At 60.4% G+C, this 18,257-nt stretch carries 13 protein-coding genes and 1 rRNA gene; 10 read left to right on the top strand and 4 right to left on the bottom strand.

The window, feature by feature from the left end; genetic code table 11:
* Positions 1 to 26: 26 nt before the first annotated feature.
* Positions 27 to 365 carry a hypothetical protein gene (locus H043_RS0106115; protein WP_027611112.1) on the top strand — a complete coding sequence of 113 codons (339 nt, stop codon included), beginning with the start codon at positions 27 to 29 and terminating at the stop codon, positions 363 to 365.
* Between the two features lie 126 nt (positions 366 to 491).
* Here the strand turns inward: H043_RS0106115 and lapD are convergent, their stop codons facing one another.
* Positions 492 to 2,438 (bottom strand): cyclic di-GMP receptor LapD, encoded by a 1,947-nt coding sequence (lapD, locus tag H043_RS0106110; protein WP_027611111.1) that lies wholly within the window; start codon positions 2,436 to 2,438, stop codon positions 492 to 494.
* A 14-nt stretch (positions 2,439 to 2,452) separates the two neighbouring features.
* Complete coding sequence (lapG, locus tag H043_RS0106105) at positions 2,453 to 3,145, bottom strand: cysteine protease LapG (RefSeq protein ID WP_007962016.1); 693 nt, start codon at positions 3,143 to 3,145, stop codon at positions 2,453 to 2,455.
* Between the two features lie 196 nt (positions 3,146 to 3,341).
* On the opposite strand from lapG, the gene H043_RS0106100 reads away from it, so the two are divergent.
* The 5 genes from H043_RS0106100 to H043_RS0106080 all read left to right on the top strand — a co-directional run bounded on the left by H043_RS0106100 (position 3,342) and on the right by H043_RS0106080 (position 10,421).
* A complete protein-coding gene (locus H043_RS0106100) occupies positions 3,342 to 4,052 on the top strand; it encodes a GntR family transcriptional regulator (protein ID WP_027611110.1) in 711 nt (236 codons plus the stop codon).
* Between the two features lie 769 nt (positions 4,053 to 4,821).
* Entirely contained in the window at positions 4,822 to 5,598 is a 777-nt protein-coding gene (locus H043_RS0106095) for a DUF3050 domain-containing protein (RefSeq protein WP_027611109.1), read from the top strand.
* Positions 5,595 to 6,524 (top strand): diiron oxygenase, encoded by a 930-nt coding sequence (locus H043_RS0106090; protein WP_027611108.1) that lies wholly within the window; start codon positions 5,595 to 5,597, stop codon positions 6,522 to 6,524. The genes H043_RS0106095 and H043_RS0106090 overlap by 4 nt, the downstream gene beginning before the upstream one ends.
* 13 nt (positions 6,525 to 6,537) lie before the next feature.
* The gene (locus H043_RS0106085; RefSeq protein WP_027611107.1) at positions 6,538 to 9,930 is read left to right on the top strand and encodes an amino acid adenylation domain-containing protein; all 3,393 of its coding nucleotides are present in this window, start codon (positions 6,538 to 6,540) and stop codon (positions 9,928 to 9,930) included.
* Positions 9,931 to 9,953: 23 nt separating this feature from the next.
* The gene (locus H043_RS0106080; protein ID WP_027611106.1) at positions 9,954 to 10,421 is read left to right on the top strand and encodes an SRPBCC family protein; all 468 of its coding nucleotides are present in this window, start codon (positions 9,954 to 9,956) and stop codon (positions 10,419 to 10,421) included.
* A gap of 146 nt (positions 10,422 to 10,567) precedes the next feature.
* On the opposite strand, the gene H043_RS0106075 is transcribed toward H043_RS0106080, so the two are convergent.
* Positions 10,568 to 12,448, bottom strand: a complete 1,881-nt coding sequence (locus tag H043_RS0106075; protein ID WP_027611105.1) for a methyl-accepting chemotaxis protein — start codon at positions 12,446 to 12,448, stop codon at positions 10,568 to 10,570.
* 311 nt (positions 12,449 to 12,759) lie between these two features.
* Here H043_RS0106075 and H043_RS0106070 point away from each other — a divergent pair, with 311 nt between their 5' ends.
* The 4 genes from H043_RS0106070 to H043_RS0106055 all read left to right on the top strand — a co-directional run bounded on the left by H043_RS0106070 (position 12,760) and on the right by H043_RS0106055 (position 18,106).
* The gene (locus H043_RS0106070) at positions 12,760 to 13,260 is read left to right on the top strand and encodes a sigma-70 family RNA polymerase sigma factor (RefSeq protein ID WP_027611104.1); all 501 of its coding nucleotides are present in this window, start codon (positions 12,760 to 12,762) and stop codon (positions 13,258 to 13,260) included.
* Positions 13,260 to 14,261, top strand: a complete 1,002-nt coding sequence (locus H043_RS0106065; RefSeq protein WP_027611103.1) for a FecR domain-containing protein — start codon at positions 13,260 to 13,262, stop codon at positions 14,259 to 14,261. Before H043_RS0106070 ends, H043_RS0106065 begins: the two co-directional genes overlap by 1 nt.
* Before the next feature lie 87 nt (positions 14,262 to 14,348).
* On the top strand, positions 14,349 to 16,850 hold the full coding sequence (locus H043_RS0106060) for a TonB-dependent siderophore receptor (RefSeq protein WP_027611102.1): 2,502 nt from the start codon (positions 14,349 to 14,351) through the stop codon (positions 16,848 to 16,850).
* A 77-nt stretch (positions 16,851 to 16,927) separates the two neighbouring features.
* A complete protein-coding gene (locus H043_RS0106055; RefSeq protein WP_027611101.1) occupies positions 16,928 to 18,106 on the top strand; it encodes a PepSY domain-containing protein in 1,179 nt (392 codons plus the stop codon).
* 65 nt (positions 18,107 to 18,171) lie between these two features.
* Here the strand turns inward: H043_RS0106055 and rrf are convergent.
* Positions 18,172 to 18,257, bottom strand: a 5S ribosomal RNA gene (gene rrf / locus H043_RS28945); the annotation flags it as partial.

Raw genomic sequence — 18,257 nt, 5'->3', positions numbered from 1 at the left:
CGCTGGATCTTTCTGAGGGATGCTCAATGTTTTACGTGCAACGCGATGCGCAAGGTCTGTTGATTCGCGTGGAAGCCGCGGCCTACGCCGAGGCCACGGAAACGCTGCCGGCCGACAGCCATGAAATCCAGGCCTGGTTCGCCAATGAAGTGGTGGAAACCAGCCTGAAACAGCTCAAGCAGAGCGACCTGGAAATGATTCGGGTACTCGACGACCTGATTCAGGTGTTGACCCAGAAAGGCGTGATCCGCGTCACCGACCTGCCGCCGGCGGCGCAGGCCAAGTTGATGGATCGCACCCAGGCGCGTGAGGCGTTGGGCGGGTTGAGCCAGTTGATCGATGATGATGAAGGTGGGCTTATCTGATCCCGCATATTCGTTGAATGATCTGGCCCCTTCGCGAGCAGGCTCGCTCCCACATTTGAAATGCATTCCAATGTGGGAGCGAGCCTGCTCGCGAAGACGGCATCACTGACACCGCCTTACCAAGATTCACTTCCAGGGCGTGGGCTCACCAAACAACTGCCCCTGCACCCCATACAAGCCCATCTCGCGAATCACCGATAACTCGCCTTCGGTCTCCACCCGCTCGGCAATCAACGGTAGATCGATGCTGTGCGCCGCACGCTGGATCGCCTCGATGAACAGGCGCTTGTCGCTCTCCTGATCGATCGCGCGAATGTAACTGCCATCGATCTTCAGGTACGCCAGCCCCAGCCGCGCCAGGTTGCCGATCATGCTGAAGCGTCCACCAAAGCGCTGCAGGCTCAGGGAGAAACCGAGTTCACGCAGGCGCCGGGTCAACTGCTCCAGCACCGCTTGCTCCGGCAATTGCTCCTCGCCGATCTCCAGCGTCAGGCGCTCGCCGAGGTCGGAGTGCGCGCGCAGAATCTCGAACACTTTGTTCAGCGCTTGTGGATCGGCCAGGGTTGCCGAAGACAGGTTCAGCGCCAGCGAATCCTCATGCGCCTTCATTTGCTCCAACACGCGTTCGAGCATCAGACGGTCCAGTCGCGCGGTCCAGCCAAAACGCTCGAGCCACGGCAGGAAACGCCCGGCCGGGATGGTCTGGCCCTGTTCATCCAGCAAGCGCGAAAGCACTTTGTAATGCAGCACCAATTGCGTGTCCTGAGCAGCCACCACCGGTTGGAAATACAGTTCGAAACGCTGCTGATTCAGCGCCTGATCGAGCAAGCGATGCCAGGCATGGTGATCGTCACCGACGTCCGCCACCAGGCTCTGATCGATGCACGCCCAGTTCTGCTCGCCCTGTCCCTCGGCCTGCGCCAGCGCCTGATCGCCCAGGGTCAGTACCGCTTGCGGTGAATCGCCGTGAGCAAACGGAGCGAGGCCGATGGAGGCCACGGCCGGCACATCGGTTGCGCCAGTGGCATGCAGGCTGCTCAATGCGCTGTCGAGATTCTGCGCCAGTTGCAGCGCTTCTTCGCGCACCAGTCCCGGTGCCAGCACGGCGAATTCACCGCCGCGAATCCGGGTGACGAGGTTTTGGGTTTCCGGGTATTTGGCGCACTCGCGGGACAGTTGCTCGCCGACGGCTTTCAACAGTTCATCGGTGCGCTGACCGCCCAGACGCTGATTGAGCCCGGCCAGATCCTTGACCCGCAACAGCAGCAGGTAACCGGAACTGGCCTGCTCCGGGTTGCTCACGCGGTTATGCAGCTGCATCTCGAAATAGCGCCGGTTGGCCAGCCCGGTGAGGTTGTCCTGATAAGACTCGGCACGCAGTTTTTCGCTGCGCTCGGCCTGCTCCTGGAACAGCGCCTTGAGCTTCTCGACCATCTGGTTCATCGCCTGCACCACGCGCCGCAGTTCCGGGGTACGCGGCAGCTCCGGCAGGCTGAGGAATTCGCGGCGAGCAATGGCGTGCGATTGTTTGACCATGTAATCCAGCGGGCGCAATTGCCGGCGCAGCAGCAACGCGCCGAGCACTGCACTGACCGCGCCGCACAGCAGCAGCCAGCCGAGGCTGCCCAACGCGCTCTGCCACAGCTTGGCCACGGCAAACATCGGGTGGCTGACCACCTCGACCCGCGCCGCCTGCTCCCAGCCACGGCTGACCAGCGCGTCGCCACCGGCCGGCTCCAGGCCGATCAGTTTGACGAACCAGTCAGGCACATTGCTCACCGCCGGAATTCCGCTGCGCTCGACAATGGTCTTGTCGGTCTTGAGATCGACCACGCGGATGCTCGCGTAATAGCCGCTGTCGAAAATCGAGCTGACCAGCAGCTCGACCATCGCCGGGTCGTCGATATTCGGCGTCAGCGACAACGCCAGCGCCGTGGCGGCGTCCTGGGCATGTGAGCGCAGCTGGTTGACGTACTGGGTGCGCGAGCTCTCCAGACTGACCATGAAGCTGCCGGTGAAGGCGACCACCAGGAACAGACAGATAGCGATCAACAGCTGTTTGAACAAAGACATCTGAGCGCGTGCTCCTAGTTAGTCGTTTCGACCGGGAAACCTTCGGCCTGCATTTTCTTCAGCACATCCTGCCAGCGCGACAGGCGTTTGGTGTCGCCGACCTTTTTATTGCCCTTGGCTCCCGGCAGGTACAGACCTTCAGCATTGAAAGAGTAGACCGGCAGTAAATCGGTTCGCTGGGACGCAGGCTGAATCGGATCGATCAGGCTGTCGAGCACCAGCGGCATGGCATCGGGGGTGGCGTAGTAAGTCAGCACCATGTGTGCGCGATTCTGGCGCAGTGCCTTGACGTAGGTGATGCGCAGCTTGTCACTGGAGACCCCGAGATGGCGCAGGCTGAAATACTTGGCGATCGCGTAGTCTTCGCAATCGCCGGCGCCTTTCCACAACGCTTCGATGGGCGTCTCCCAATAATCGACCTGCCCCCACAGATCGATATCTTCTACATAACGCACCTGTTTGTTGAAAAACAGGTTTACCACTTTCAGCTTTTCCATCTCGCTGACCTGTTTCTGCGTGGCCAGCAGGTTTTGCCAGGCATCGATCCGCTGCTGCCCGGCACCCAACGGGCCGTAGAGCGCCGTAGCCTTGCGGCTGATCGCGGAAAAATCCCAATCGGCATGCAGGCCGCCCAGCATGACGCCGGCCAGCAACAGTGCGCAGCCTAGCCAGCGCAGAGTCCGGGGGATCGCGAAACGTACCGCCACAGCAGGTTTCCAGGGGGCAGGAAGGAAAGCGTTTGATGGTGAAGCTTAGCCCGGCAAAAAACAATGGCACCATGAGATCATCGCCATCGCGCTAAACTTCATTCAGGACAGCAATCCTTTACATGGTTTGACAACCTGTAGAGCAATCACTAGTGTCTTTGGATCCAAATTCCGTCGTCATTCAGGGTGAGTAGTTGTGACACAGAAGCCCAAACCGCTGCACAGCATCAAAGTCGATGGGCCGATTCCCGCACACCTTGCCCGCTCGATCATCGAAGAAACCCTGCGCTCGGCGATCCTTGACGGTCGCTTGCCGTGCGGCACCGCCCTGCGCCAGCAGGATCTGGCCGACCTGTTCGGGGTCAGCCGCATGCCGGTGCGCGAGGCTCTGCGCCAGCTCGAAGCGCAGGAACTGCTGAGCGTCACCACCCACAAGGGCGCCGTTGTAGCGCCGCTGATCCAGGGCGACGCCACCGAAACCTACGAGTTGCGGATCCTCCTCGAATCCGAAGCCATGCGCCAGTCGATCCCGTTGCTGACCAGCGCCGATCACGCGCTTGCCGCCGGCTATATCGAAGAACTCGAAACCCAGCACGACTACAGCGAAATCGGTCGGCTCAACCGTCTGTTCCACATGGCCCTGTACAGCAAGGCACCGAATAAGCGTCTGCTGCGGCTGGTCGAAGACGGCCTCAACGAGGAGGAGCGCTTCCTGCGTTTCAATCTCGAAGCCATGGGCCTGGGCAAACTCTCCCAGGAAGATCACCGCGCCATGCTCCAGGCCGTGATCGAGCGCGATGTCGAGCTGTCGGTGAAGTTGCTCACACATCACCTCAACCGTGGCGTCGACGTGATCACCCGGTTCCTCGCCAGTCCCGCCGGACAAAACCGCAAGGCCGTGCGCTGACACCCTTCACGCCGGTCTCAGGCCTTCGCGCCTGACCGGCGAATAACCCGCTTACAAATCCTCTCCCCGATCCTCCGCAAACCTGGTGGCGGATCCGCGTGTTCGCTCTAACCTCCCAGCGCTCGCAAGCCCGCCATTGCGGCTCGGCGCGGACGAATCGGTCATAGCCGTCCCGCCAATTTACCCGCACTCTTTAACGGCCACCCCATGAAGAACGGGCGACGCGCCGCACCGCCGGCGCAGTCCCCGCACCAGGAACCTACGGAAGGAGCCTTGCCACGGGAAAAAGGGAAGTTACGGCGCCGTTTCCGGCCCACTTTCATTCCTATACATCACATTCAATTTCCGCTTCTTGAAGTTGCTTTGAGTGAGGCATTCACTCTTGTCTTCAATTTTGGCCATTATTTGCCGAAAGGAGCAACTACGCCCAAGTAAAACTTAAACAAAAAGTTTTACCGGGCCGACTCATACTTGAAAAACATACAACTAAAAATAATTCAAAATAAACTTGTTAAGTTATTTGACGATGTATTAGCTTTTCCTCGCCGAGCAGGGTTACCCCCGCAAACACGGCGCAGCTCTGCAGTCAGCCGATAGCTTTGGCAAATAGTCGCCAACGCATGGCCGAGAGCCTTTCATGCACTTTGCAAACTTTCATTAATCCGAATGAGGCCAGCGTTCGCCAATAGAAAACATTTCAAACTTATCAAGTCCATGTTGATGCACTGAACGAGCAACTCCCTCTATTCCAATAACACCGAGGTTCGCCATGATGCCAACTAAAGAACAACTCGCCCTGAAAAAAGCGCAATTGAGCGTTCACCCGATCTTTACCGAGATCGATTCGTTATCGGTACTGCGCCGGTTCATGGAATCCCACGTCTTCGCCGTGTGGGATTTCATGTCGTTGACCAAGCGCCTGCAACAGGAACTGACCTGTACACGGCTGCCATGGTTACCGCCACGCGATCCGCATGCTGCGCGGCTAATCAACGAGATCGTGCTTGGCGAAGAGTCCGATGATCGTCCCGCCCACGGCCATTACAGCCATTTCGAACTGTACCTGGACGCGATGCGCGAAGTCGGTGCGAGCACCACGGCGGTCGAACGGTTTGTCGCGCTGCAACGGGAAGGCGTGAGTTACGACGTCGCCCTGCAAAGCGTTGAGGTCGATCCGGCAGCGGCGAAATTTGTGCGCGAGACGCTGCACACCGCGCTGCACGCACCGGGCCACAGCGTCGCCGCCGCGTTCCTGCATGGTCGCGAAAGCGTGATCCCGACGATGTTCCAGCGCATCCTCGATGACTGGGGGATCGGCATCGAACAGGCACCCACCTTTCGCTATTACCTGGAGCGCCACATCGAGGTCGACTCGGAAGATCACGGTCCGGCGGCGGAGCAATTGCTTGAGCGTCTGGTCGACGGCGATCCGCAGCGCGAAGCCGAGGTTTATGCCAGCGCCATCGCGGCGGTGGAAAGCCGCATCGCCCTGTGGGACGGCCTGCGTCTGAGCATGCGCGAGCCCTTGGCGGAGGTGGCCCGATGAACGCCGCCGACTACCAATCCTTCGCCGACGCCTGGGAAAGTCGCGCCACCATCCGCACCCGACCACGGCGTGTGCTCGAAGACGATGAACGCCTGATCTACCCGCTGAGCCGCCAACCCCTGGTGCTCAGCGAAACCTTCCTGCGCGAATGCCCGCAACAACGGGATTTCGCCCTGGTGCAGACGCTGTACAAATTCATCAACGACGTGGTGATTTTCGAGACCGAGATCGTCGACAAGACCGCCCGCGCCATCGCCAAGAATCGCTTCGCCGTGGCCTTCCCGTTCGCCTGTCGCTACGACGCCATGACCGTGGTGGTGGACGAGGATTACCACGCGCTGGTAGCGATGGATTTCATGCAGCAGACCGTGGCCATGACCGGCATCGAGCCGATCGAACTGCCCACTGAAATCGAACTGAGTCGGGCGATTCCTGCCGCTGTGGCACTGGCGCCCGAGCACCTGCGCAGCGCGGTGGAACTGATCTGCGTGGCCATCGCCGAGAACACCGTGACCGGCGACGTCGCCGCGTTCGCCCGGGACGACACGGTCAAGCCGTCGATCAAAGGGCTGATGGCCGATCACCTGCTCGACGAGGGCCGGCACTCCAGTTTCTGGGCGCGCATGGTGCGCATCTATTGGCACACCGCCAATGACGCGGACCGGGAAACCATCGCGCAGATCCTGCCGGTGTTCATCGGCCATTACCTGACCAACGACATCCAGAAGTCCTTCGATCTGCGCCTGATCGACGCCTTGCCGGTCAGCGAGGCAGTGCGCCGCTCGCTCAAGGATGAGATGGCCGGGCTGGCGTTCCCGATCAATCGCCACCATCCGCTGGTGGGCAACATCGTGCGCTTTTTCCACAACAGCTCGCTGCTCGACACGCCCTGCGTGCAGCACGCCCTGCGTGACTATCTGGTTTGATGAGGAGGCCGACATGAGACGTCTCGACATTTTATTGATTGGCGCCAGCCAGGCCATGACCGACCTGGCGCAGGAACTCGAACAACACGGTCACTCCTTGCGGCGCAGCGGCGCGGCGCAATCGCCGGTAGACCTGATCATCGACGATGGCTTCATCGGCGCCGGTGATTTCTGCGCCATCCCGCACTTGCATCTGCGCCTCGGTATCGCTGCGCAGCGCCTTGGCGGTTTACCGACGCTCGACCTGCTGTGCTTCCTCGGCTCGTCAATGATCAGCCGCGTGCCGATTGGCGAGGAGCCGTCCGGCAACGGTCAGGCACTGCGCCAGCGAGTGCTGACGCAGTTGGTCGACGAAGTCGCGCTGCTGGTCAGCCGCTTCTCCCGCGATGCCGGGTACTTCCAGCAGGCAATGCCCGCCACGGCGCTGGACTTTGAACAGGTGGAGGACCTGTCGTTTCTCGACAGTCTGGCTTACGTCCATCGCCTCAACGCCACGACGCATCCGGCATTGTTGCAACAGGCGCAGACGCCGTTGATCGAACGCCTGCAACGCAGCCTGATCGAACACGCCGAGCGACCGGCGCTGCACCTGGCCGAGCACTCGCTCAGCTACCGCCAGTTGCACGCGCACAGCCGTGCGATCCAGCAACGTCTGCAGCCACTGCTAGAGCAGCATCCGCAGCCGTGGGTCGTGGGTATCTGCCAGCCGAAAAGCCCGGCGCTGTTCGCCTCGATTCTGGCGGTGCTCGGCAGTGGCGCGGTGTATCTGCCGCTGGAGCCGAGCCATCCGTTGCAGCGCCAGCAATACATCCTGCAAAACGCCGGCGCGGTGTTGTTGCTGCACGACGGCGAGCATCCGCTCGGTGAGTCGATGCCGGGGCTGGATGTCAGTCATATCGACAGTGCCGACGCGGATCTCAGCCAACCGTTGATGCGTCAACGGCCGACGCTTGAAGCACCGTGCATGGCGCTCTACACCTCCGGCACCACCGGGCATCCGAAGGGTGTACTGCTGAGCCAGGCGAACCTCGCGCATTTTACCGCGTGGTACGCCGATTACGTGCAATTGCGCGCCGAAAGCCGGGTGTTGCAGTTCTCTTCACTGAGCTTCGACTCGTCGCTGATCGATATCTTTCCGACGCTGCTGCAGGGCGCCGAACTGGTGGTACCGGATGACACCCAGCGCCGCGATCCGCTGCAACTGGTGGCGCTGATCCGCCGCCGGCAACTGACCCACGCGTTCCTGCCGCCGGCACTGCTGAGCATCCTGCCGCTGGAGCAACTGCAAGGTGTCGAGGTGATGACCGGCGGCGACGTCTGCGAGCCCTTCGTCATCGAGCAATTGACCCGCCAGGGCAAGCTGCACAACCTCTACGGCCCCACCGAAGCGACGGTGCTGATTACCGCTCGCCAGCTCAAGCCGGGTGACAGCAACCGCACCCTCGGCGCGCCGATTGCCAACAGTCAGGTGCTGATTCTCGATGACGAGTTGCAACCGGTGCCGGAGAACACCGTCGGCGAATTGTTCATCGTCGGCCCCGGCGTTTGCCTCGGCTACTTGAACAATCCGCAGCAGACCGCGGAGCGTTATCTGACCCTGCAACTGCCGCACGGTGAGAGCTTGCGCGCCTACCGCAGTGGCGACATGGCCAAGTGGGGCGAACACGGTATCGAGCTGTGCGGACGGCGCGACAATCAGGTAAAGATCCGTGGTTTCCGGGTCGAACCGGAAGAGATCGAGCGCTGCCTGCGCGAGAGCCAGTTGTACCGCCAGGTGGCGGTGGTGATCGACCATCAGCGGCGGATTCTGGCGTTCCTTGCGCAGCCGCAGTCGGACGCTGCCCGCGATCTGTTGAAGGCGCATGCCCAGCAGTTTCTGCCGGACTACATGCAACCGGTGGCGTGGACTGAACTGGCGCAGATGCCGTTCGCCAGCAACGGCAAGGTCGACCGCAAAGCGTTGCTGGAGCTGCCGGTGAGCGTGCAGGACAGCAGTCCGAAATGCCTGCCGGCAAACGCTGACGAAGCGTTGCTGCTGGAGATCTGGGCGGAACTGCTGGAGCTGCCGAGCAGCGATATTTCCACCGACGAAAGTTTCTTCAACCTCGGTGGGCATTCGATCCTGCTGTCACGGATGTTGCTGCGTTTGCGTGAGGAATTCGGGCGCAGCATCTCGATCAACCGCTTCATCGAACTGCCAACCATCATCAAGCTCGCCACGCTGGTGCGCGGTACCGATGACAGCGCGGTGCTCAGCGCACAGGCCATGGCCGACGCCGAACGCCCGCTGAACATCGAGCCGCTGCCGATCAGTCGCCTGGGTGATGTGCACAAGGTGATCGTCACCGGCGCCAACAGCTTTGTCGGCGTGCACATTGTCGAAGCGCTGCTTGGATGGGGCGCCAGCGAGGTGGCGTGTCTGGTGCGTGACGGCGGCGGGCAAACCGCGGCGCAGCGGTTTGCTCAGGCGCTGCGTGAGAACCGTCTCGAGCATCTCGATTTGAGCCGGGTGCGGATCTACTCCGCGAACCTCACCCGCCCGCAACTTGGCCTGGCCGACGACGATTATCAGCGCCTGGATCGCGAGTTCGGCGCGCTGGTGCACAACGCCGCCAACGTCAATCACGTGCTCGATTACGAGTCGCTGGCGGCGGATAACGTCGAGCCGATTTTCGAGCTGCTGCGTCTGTGTGAAGGACGCAGCAAAAAGGTCTTCAACTTTGTCTCGACACTGTCCGCTTCAAGCACCGTCGATGGCGAAGGCCGAGTACTCGAATTGCCTGCCGCGCCGACCCCGCCGATCTACATCCGCAACGGCTACAACCTGTCGAAGTGGGTCGGCGAACGCGTCCTCGAACGGGCGCGCGAGCGGGGGGTGTGGGTCAACCTGTATCGCCCCGGCAACATCAGTTTCAACAGCCTGAGCGGCGTCTGCCAGCCGCACAAAAACCGTTTGATGCTGATGCTCAAAGGCTCGATCCAGCTCGGTCAGGTGCCGGCCTTTGCGCTGAATTTCGACCTGATGCCGGTGGACTTTCTAGCGCGTTTCATCGCCTTCCACGCCAGCCGCTATTCGACCGAAAGAGCGGTGTTCAACCTGCACAACCCCGAACCGCTGAGTTGGGATGCCTACGTCGCTTCGTTCCGCGAAACCGGCAGCGAGTTTTCGCTGGTCAGCGTCGCCGACTGGCAGCAGCAACTGGGCCGGGTCGATGCCGACAACGCGCTGTTCGGCGTGCTCGGTTTCTACCTCAACGGCTTCGAGGAAGACATCGGCGACATCTCCCTGATCGGCCACGCCAATGCTGAAGCCGGCGTGCAGCAGATGGGCGCGCACTACCCGGAAAAATCTCCGGCACTGCTGCGTCGCGGCTGCGATTACCTGAAACAGATCAACTTCATCTAGTTCACCCAAAAAGGAGCAACACCATGAGCAATCTGCAACCCGACACCCTGATCAAAAACCCGCACGGCTGCCACGTTGTGTCGTCGGTGGAAGTGCCGGCGGACGCGGCGCAGGTCTGGGCGGTGGTCGGCAATTTCGCTGGCTTCGACCGCTTCATCCCGGCGCTGTCGCACATCGAAATGACCGGCGACGGCGTGTCGTCGCTGCGCAAGAAGTTCTTCAAGGACGGCAACGTGGTGGTCGAGCAACTCAACTCACGCGATGAGCAGGCACGGGCCATGACCTGGACCACGATCTACAACACCTTGGGTGTGGCGAATTTGTGGGCAGCGATGAACGTGGAATCATTGGGAGCGGGGAAGTCGCGGGCGACCTGGACGATCATTGCCGAGCCGGCTTCAGGTGGGGAGGAAGCGCTGCCGGGGTTCAAGGATTTCGTGCAGGGGTTTGCCGATGATGCGATGGGGAATGTGTTGAAGCTGTTTGTATAAGGCTTCAGTTTGGCGGTGACTGAACTACCGCCTTCGCGAGCAAGCCCGCTCCCACATTCTGATTGCATTCCTTCTGTAGGAACGCGGTCAATTTGTGGGAGCGAGCCTGCTCGCGAAGAACGATAACGCGGTCTCGAATCTGAAAATCAGATCTTGAAGCTGTCGACCAACTGCTTCAACCGGTTCGCCTGCTGCGACAACGCATCGCAATCCTTCAATGTTTCATTGAGGTTGGCGACGCTCTGCTGGTTCAGCAGGTTGATCTGGTTGACGTCGACGTTGAGGGTTTCCACCACCGCCGTCTGCTCTTCGGTCGCGGCAGCCACCGACTGGTTCATGCCGTCGATTTCGCCGATGCGCTGGGTCACGCTGACCAGGCGCAGACCGGCCTGATTGGCCACTTCCACGCTCTCTTCGCTGGACGCCTGACTGGCGTTCATGGTGGTCACCGCTTCACGCGAACCGACCTGCAACGAAGTGATCATCTTGTGGATCTCTTCCGCCGACTCCTGGGTGCGGTGGGCGAGGTTACGCACTTCGTCCGCCACCACCGCAAAACCGCGTCCGGCTTCACCGGCACGGGCCGCTTCGATGGCCGCGTTGAGCGCCAGCAGGTTGGTCTGCTGCGAGATACCTTTGATCACATCGAGGATGTGGCCGATGTTGTCGGTGCTGGCATTCAGGGTTTCGATCTGGGTGCACGACAGGCTGATCTTCTGCGACAGCTCGGTCATCGCCTGAATGGTCTGCTCGACCACCTGACGACCGTCATCGGCCTGCTCGCTGGCGCCGCTGGCGTGCTGCGACGCATCGGCGGCGTTGCGGGCGATTTCCTGAGTGGCGGCGCCCAACTGGTTGATCGCGGCGGCCACGCTGTTGGTGCGCGCACTTTGTTCGTCGGAGCCGATGATCGAGGCGTTGGACGAGGCCATTACCCGTTGCGACAGGTCGTGCACATGACGGGTAGCCGACGACACTTCGGAAATCGACGCGTGAATGCGCTCGACGAACTGGTTGAACGCGCTGCCCAGTTCGGCGAACTCATCCTTGCCTGCCACGACCAGACGCCGGGTCAGGTCGCCTTCACCCTGGGCGATGTCCTGCATCGCGCGGCCCATGGTGGTCAGCGGACGCATCAGGACGTTGATCAGCAGGCTCAGCAGCAGCGCAATCGCAGCGACCGCGACGAACATCGCGATCAGCGCCGAAGTACGGAACTGGCTGAGGGCGGCGTAGGCCTTGTCACGATCGATCGACAGCCCGATGTACCAGTCGGCATTCGGCAAACCGCTGACCGGGGTGAACGACAGGATGCGTTCCTGGCCGTTGAGCACTACGTTCTGGTTGCCCTTCTCGATGCGCACACCGGAATTCGGGTAGATGTCCTTGAGGTTCTTCATCACCTGGTCTTTGTCCGGGCTGACGATCACCTGACCGTCACCGCTGACCAGGAACGCGTGACCAAGGCCACCGAAATCCACCGAGTTGATGATCTTCACCAGGGTTTCCAGGCTCAGGTCACCGCCGACCACACCCAGCAGTTCGCCATTCTTTTTCACCGGCATGGCGATGGTCACGACCAGACCACCGACCGCCGCCATGTATGGCGGGGTCAACATGGTTTTGTCGGCGACCACGGCCTGCTTGTACCAAGGGCGCTGACGCGGGTCGTAGCCGTCGGGCATCTTCGCGTCAGGGCGCTGGGTGAACACTCCGTTGGCCTGACCGACGTAGGTGAACTGGAAGTTCGAGGTGAAGGCCGGTTGATCGACCAGCCCCGGGAAGTCGGCGTCCTTGCCCTGATGGGCAACGTTCTGCGCGAGGTTTTCCAGCACCAGAATTCGCCCGCTCATCCAGTTCTGCACGCTGCTGGCGGTCAGATCGCCGGCCTGCTGCACAGACGACTGGAGGTTCTGGCGAATGGTGTTGCGCTGCAGATAGTCGTTGTAGAGGGTGAACAAAGCGAAAGCCAGGACCACGACGCCCGAGGCGGCCAACAGGATTTTATGGCTGAACTTGAGATTCATTTCATGGGACTTCTTATGCAAAAGTGGGGATGCGTTCCGGGATGCAACATTCCATGTACAGCGCAGGCGGCGTTCTGACGGCCGCTCTACTTTGGTGCACGCATGTCTCACCAGTCTGTCGGCACCATTCACGGAAATCTTAGGGCTGCGTGGGAAATGGCCTGCATTTCTGTCAGATTCCCGCCGAACGGCGTGCCAGAGCGTTCGCCACGAAGTTTTTTTGCTGGATCTCCGAGCAGAGGTTGCAAAATTCGCAGCCCCTGATAAAAATGCGACTAATTATCATTTGTGACGTTCGGGCTGTCGCGTTCATGTCCTCACCTGAGTTTGCAGTGCAGGCGCTTTACAGGAGTCATCACGGCTGGCTCAACGCCTGGCTGCGGGCGCGGCTGGGCAATGCCGCGGATGCCGCAGATCTGGCTCAGGACGCCTTCGTCCGCCTGTTGCAGCGCAGCGAACGCCTGGAACTCAAGGCGCCTCGCGCATTTTTACGCACCATCGCCCGTGGCCTGGTGATCGATCATTGGCGTCGTGAAGAAATCGAACGCGCCTATCTCGAAACCATCGCCCATTTGCCCGAAGCCGAAACCCCAAGCGCCGAAACCCGCGCGCTGGTAATCGAGTTGCTCGAGAGCATCGCGCGCATGCTTGAAGGCTTGCGACCGAAAGTCCGTCAGGCGTTTCTGCTGGCGCAGTGCGAAGGTTTGACGCACAAGCAGATCGCCGCGCAGATGGGCTTGTCACTGCGTTCAGTCGAACGTTACGTCGCCGATGCGCTGTATCACTGCTACGTGTTGCGGTACGCAAGTTGATGCCTGTGGATAACAACTCAGTCGCGCGCCGCGCCGAGCCGCAGCAACAGGTGGTCAAGCAAGCCATCCACTGGCTGCTGCGGCTGCGTAACAACCATGGCAATGCGCGCCTGAGTCATCAGTGCGACGCGTGGCGCGCCGAACATCATGAACATGAACTGGCCTGGCAGCGCGTGCAGTCGCTGCAGGCGGAATTGAGCCATAACCTGCGCGCAGTGCCCGGCGCGCACGTGGCGTTCAATACGCTGGAAAACAGTGCGCAAGGGCTGGGGCGGCGACAAGCCTTGAAGCTGCTGTCTGGCGCGGTGCTGATGGGCTCCGCGGCGTGGCTGGCCAAGGACACCTCCGTCTGGCAGCAGTGGCGCGCTGATTACGCTACGGCGACCGGCGAGCGTCGCGGGTTCCAGTTGCCCGACGGCACGCGGATCGAGCTGAACACTGCCAGCGCAGTGGATCTGGACTACACCGCGCAGCAGCGGCTGATCAAACTCACTCGCGGCGAAATCATCGTCACATGCGGCGGTAACGATGAAGGCGCGACGTTCAACCGGCCACTTCGCGTGCAAAGTCGTCATGGTATTTATGAGCCGATAAAAGCCCGCTTCATCCTGCGTCAGGACAGCGATTGCACACGGCTCACCGTCAGCTCCGGGAGCGTCGCCATCCGCAGCGGCGCAACCTCTGTCGAGGCACTCGCCGGGCAGACCTATCTGATCGATCATCATCAGGTGCGCCCGGCAGCGCCACTGGATATGGACGTGGGCGCGTGGGCCGATGGTTTGATTGTGACCCGCAATATGCGCCTGGGCGATTTCCTCAATGAAGTCGGGCGTTATCGTCAGGGCTTTGTGACGTGCGCGCCGCAGGTGGCGGACTTGCGCCTGTCCGGAGTGTTCCGCCTGGAGGACACCGACACGCTGCTGGCCATCCTGCCGCAGACCCTGCCAGTGCAATTGCGTTATCGCACCCGATGGTGGGTCACACTCGAGGCGGTGGCCTGAAATTATTTTGGCGGGTTTTCGCGACAAGTCCGGCTTGGTCAGTAAGCACTTCAACTCAGCCTTTGCGACTTGCCACGGAAACCGACAATGACTGTCCGCCTCACCTGTAAGAAACCGCTGAATTTCACTGCCGAATCGGGCCTGCTGCGCCACGCCGTTCGCGCCGCCCTGCTGTCCACCGTTCTGGGTGCCGGTGCGCTGCCCGGCCTGAGCGTCGCCGCCCCTGCCAGTGAAGCGAGCAGTCATCGCTACAGCATCGGCGCCGGCCCGCTGGGCGAAGCGCTGAACCAGTTTGCCCGTCAGGCCGGCATTACCCTGGCGATGACTCCGCAGCAAACGCAGGGACAACAGTCTCCGGGCGTACAGGGCGAATATTCAACTGATCAGGCGTTGAGCCATTTGCTCAGCGGTTCGGGCCTGGAAGCAGTCAGCCAGGACGGCAGCAGCTACGTCCTGCGTCCTGTCAGTGAAACCGATGCGCTGGCACTGCCAACCACCGATATCAAAGGTTTCGCCCTCGGCAACGCACTCGGCAGTATGGAAGGCTACAACGCCACCCACAGCCAGATCGCCACCAAGACCAGTACTGCGTTGCTGGAAACTTCGCAAAGCGTGTCCGTGGTCACCCGCGAGCAAATGGACGACCAAGGTTCACAGACCGTCTCTCAGGCGATGCGCTATACCCCCGGCGTGCTGACCAACCCTTACGGGGCGACCCATCGCTACGACTATGTGGCGATGCGCGGCTTCAACGATGGCTCGGTGGATAACATCTACCTCGACGGCCTCAAGTCGATGGGCGACAGCGGGACCTACAGCACCATGCAGGTCGATCCGTATTTCCTCGAGCGCGTGGATATTCTCAAAGGCCCGTCGTCGGTCTTGTATGGCCGCAGTTCGCCCGGTGGCCTGGTGGCGCTGACCAGCAAAAAGCCGTTGTACGAGGCCTATCATCAGGTTCAGGCCACGGTCGGTACCCAAGGTCAGCGCGGGGTCGGTTTTGACTTCAGCGGCCCAGTCGATGACGACAAGCGCATTGCCTATCGTCTGACCGGTTTGACGGATCAGTCCGACACACAATTCGACCACAACAAGGAAAAACGCTTCGCCCTCGCTCCGACGCTGAGTATCGATTTCACTGAAGACACCTCGCTGACGCTGCAGGCGTATCTGCAGCACGATCCGGATGGCGGCTACCACGGTGGCGTGCCGGCGGACGGGACGATTCATCAGCGCAACGGCAATCGCATCTCGCCGCACTTCTTCGAGGGCGAGCCGGGGATTGATGGCTACTCGCGGGATCAGCAATCGTTCGGCTATCAGTTCGAACATCGCTTCAACGATGTCTTCACAGCGCGGCAGAATTTCCGTTACCTCGACTCCAAAGTGAACATGGATCAGGTCTACGCCTACGGCTGGACGACACCAACCAGCAACGAACTGAACCGCTATTACACCGGCGGCGATGAACGTCTGCATGCGTTCATCGTCGACAACATGCTGCAGGCCGAATTCTTCACCGGGGCCACCAAGCACACCGTGTTGATGGGCGCAGATTATCAACGGCGCAAGACGGTGGTCGACTGGACCAGTGGTGGTCTGGCGCCGATCAATGCGTTCAACCCGGTCTACGGCAATTCGGCGATCGACATGTACGGCAACACCAGTTACCTGCGGCGCCTGGAGCAGACCGGGGTCTACCTGCAAGACCTGATCGAGATGGACCAATGGCGGTTTTCGCTGGGTCTGCGTCAGGACTGGGTCGAGACCTCCGATGAGAACCGTATCGCCGAAGCGGGTCGGCCAGTGGGCACCGAAATCAACGACCGCCGTACCAAACTGACCGGCCGCGCCGGCGCGTTGTATCTGTTCGATAACGGCCTGGCGCCGTACATCAGCTACTCCGAATCTTTTAACCCGAACTCGTATGCCGACAGCGCCGGTAATCCTCTGCCGCCAACTGACGGGAAGCAATGGGAAGTCGGCCTGAAGTACCAGCCGCCGGGCACCGACAATCTGTTCACCGCCTCGCTGTTCCGCATTGATCAGGAGAACCTTGCGACCAAGTTGCCACAGGAAAACTTCTACCGAGCAGTCGGCGCTGTGCGCTCGCAAGGTCTGGAGCTGGAAGCGCACATGCAGTTGACCGACAACCTGAAAGTGCTCGGCAGCTACACCTTCACCGATATCGAGTACTCGAAATCGATGGTCAGCACCTTGAGCACTCCGACCGACGTGATCGAGAACAAAGGCAACTCGCCAACTCAGGCGCCGCGGCACATGGCCTCGTTGTGGGCCGACTACAAGTTCGACAGCGCGGTACTCGATGGCCTGCGTCTGGGCGGTGGTGTGCGTTATGTCGGTTATAGCTGGGCGGACGCGGAAAACACGCTGAAGGTGCCTTCCTACACCTTGTTCGACGCCTCGATCGGTTATGACCTGGGCAAGGTCGGCTTGAAGGGCGTCGACGTGCGCTTGAATGCGAACAACCTGACCAATGAGTCCTACGTGGCCTCCTGCGCCAGCCTGAACTTCTGCTACATGGGCGAAGAGCGCAACGTCGCCGCCACGGTCAGCTACCAGTTCTAAACCTTTGCCTTGTGCATAAAAAAGCCAGCCCCTGATTTCTCAGGAGCTGGCTTTGTCGCTTCTGTGGGGAAATTCTCATGCGCGCATTGTTGGTGTTGTTGCATCGCTATATCGGGCTGGCAACAGCGGTGTTTTTGCTGCTGGCCGGGATCACCGGAAGCATTCTTGCGTTCAATCATGAGTTGGATGAGTGGCTGAATCCGCACTTCTACGCAGCCTCATTTGAGGGGCAACGATTGCCTCCCGGGGCCTTGGTCGACGTGGTGCAAACCACGCATCCGAAGTTGCAGGTCTGGTACATGGAGTATCCGCAGGAGACGGGGCATACCGCCATGTTGGCGGCGGTACCGCGTAATGATCCGGTGACCGGCAAACCGTTCGATGAGCGCAATCAGGTGTTCTATCTCGACCCGGTGAGTGCCGAGCAGAAGGGCCAACGTTACTGGGGTGAGTGCTGCTTTTCCCGGGAGAACTTCATTCCGTTCATTCTTGAGTTTCATTACAACTTGACGCTGCCCGGAAACTGGGGCTTGTGGTTGATGGGGCTGGTTGCCAGCGCCTGGGTGATCGATTGTTTCATCGCGCTGTGGCTGACGTTTCCTCGTGGCAAGCCGTTCTGGAAAAAGTGGTCGGCGGTCTGGAAGATCAAGGGCGGCCACGCTTATCGGCTCAACTTCGATCTGCATCGGGCCAGTGGATTGTGGCTGTGGTTGTTGTTGCTACCGATTGCGGTCAGCAGTGTCGCGATGAACTTGCCCAGTCAGGTCTTCAAACCGGCGGTGTCGCTGCTTTCACCGATCGAGCCGAGCGTTTATGAGGCTCGAGGGCGAATGCCTCCATCTGAGTTGGGGGTGACACAGTTGAGTTATCAACAGGCGTACGAAAGGGCATTGGTCGAGGGGAAGAGGTTAGGACTGACAGCGGCGATCGGGGAGTTGTATTACAGCTTTGAGTACAACTTCTACGGCGCAGGATTCGGGCAACATGACACTCAAGCGCATGGAAAATCCTGGTTGTTTTTCCACGGTACTGACGGGCGATTATTAGGTCAGGAAATTGCCGGACAAGGGACATTGGGGGAACGGTTTTACCGCTTGCAACTACCGATACATGGCGGACGGATCATCGGCTTCACCGGGCAAGTGATCATCGCGGTATTGGGTGTTGTGATCGCGGGGCTGTCAGGGACTGGCGTCTACATCTGGTGGCGCAAGTGGCAGGCCCGGCGCATCAGCAAGGCTCGCAAAGCGGCCTGAGTTTTGGGAGCCCTGAAACGACAAAACCCCTGTCTGCGTTAGCAGACAGGGGTTCTGGAATTTAATCTTGACGATGACCTACTCTCACATGGGGAAACCCCACACTACCATCGGCGATGCATCGTTTCACTTCTGAGTTCGGGATGGGATC

Source organism: Pseudomonas sp. URIL14HWK12:I6 (assembly GCF_000514195.1).
Lineage (GTDB): Bacteria > Pseudomonadota > Gammaproteobacteria > Pseudomonadales > Pseudomonadaceae > Aquipseudomonas > Aquipseudomonas putida_A.
This window is presented reverse-complemented; position numbering and strand designations above follow the sequence as displayed.

Bases quoted from the DNA above. Each gene is read 5' to 3' on its own strand.
- H043_RS0106095 (WP_027611109.1), top strand. From the start codon at position 4,822: ATGATGCCAACTAAAGAACAACTCGCCCTGAAAAAAGCGCAATTGAGC.
- H043_RS0106080 (WP_027611106.1), top strand. From the start codon at position 9,954: ATGAGCAATCTGCAACCCGACACCCTGATCAAAAACCCGCACGGCTGC.
- H043_RS0106090 (WP_027611108.1), top strand. From the start codon at position 5,595: ATGAACGCCGCCGACTACCAATCCTTCGCCGACGCCTGGGAAAGTCGC.
- H043_RS0106065 (WP_027611103.1), top strand. From the start codon at position 13,260: ATGCCTGTGGATAACAACTCAGTCGCGCGCCGCGCCGAGCCGCAGCAA.
- H043_RS0106115 (WP_027611112.1), top strand. From the start codon at position 27: ATGTTTTACGTGCAACGCGATGCGCAAGGTCTGTTGATTCGCGTGGAA.
- H043_RS0106070 (WP_027611104.1), top strand. From the start codon at position 12,760: ATGTCCTCACCTGAGTTTGCAGTGCAGGCGCTTTACAGGAGTCATCAC.
- H043_RS0106075 (WP_027611105.1), bottom strand. From the start codon at position 12,448: ATGAATCTCAAGTTCAGCCATAAAATCCTGTTGGCCGCCTCGGGCGTC.
- H043_RS0106085 (WP_027611107.1), top strand. From the start codon at position 6,538: ATGAGACGTCTCGACATTTTATTGATTGGCGCCAGCCAGGCCATGACC.
- H043_RS0106055 (WP_027611101.1), top strand. From the start codon at position 16,928: ATGCGCGCATTGTTGGTGTTGTTGCATCGCTATATCGGGCTGGCAACA.
- lapD (WP_027611111.1), bottom strand. From the start codon at position 2,438: ATGTCTTTGTTCAAACAGCTGTTGATCGCTATCTGTCTGTTCCTGGTG.
- H043_RS0106060 (WP_027611102.1), top strand. From the start codon at position 14,349: ATGACTGTCCGCCTCACCTGTAAGAAACCGCTGAATTTCACTGCCGAA.